Source organism: Salinimicrobium sp. WS361 (assembly GCF_050750585.1).
Lineage (GTDB): Bacteria > Bacteroidota > Bacteroidia > Flavobacteriales > Flavobacteriaceae > Salinimicrobium.
Genome location: NZ_JBOJLM010000068.1, coordinates 1 through 524 on the forward strand (window position 1 = coordinate 1; position 524 = coordinate 524).

Consider the following 524-nt stretch of genomic DNA (forward strand, 5'->3'; position numbering starts at 1 on the left):
CGTTGTAGCCAATGCGAAAAAAAATCAAAATTGTAAATGGAAAAAACAATATTTAAGATAACAAAAATGGATTGTCCTTCAGAGGAAAATCTAATCCGAATGAAATTGGACGGAATTTCGGGCATTAAAAATCTTGATTTTGATATTCCAAATCGAAAATTGACAGTTTTTCATAACGAACAAATCGACCAAATAGAAAAATCGATAAAAGAGTTGAATTTAGGCAGTAAAAGATTAACAACCGAACAAGCCGACCAAATAGAATTTACAGAAAACTCAAATCAAAAGAAGCTTCTTTGGTCTGTTCTCGCAATTAATTTTGTTTTTTTCATAATTGAAATGACGACAGGACTGATTTCAAAATCAATGGGATTAGTTGCTGATAGCTTGGATATGTTGGCGGACTCGCTTGTTTATGGAATTAGTTTATTTGCTGTTGGCGGTACATTAACGAGAAAAAAGAAAGTTGCGAAACTCGCAGGATATTTTCAAATGACATTGGCAATAATTGGTTTTTTGGAGGT

At 32.6% G+C, this 524-nt stretch carries 1 protein-coding gene; it reads left to right on the plus strand.

The features are described 5' to 3' along the window. Positions 1-36: 36 nt before the first annotated feature. Positions 37-524, plus strand: a 488-nt coding sequence (locus ACQ93I_RS17275; RefSeq protein WP_431699616.1) for a cation transporter, incomplete at its 3' end; no start/stop codon positions are given.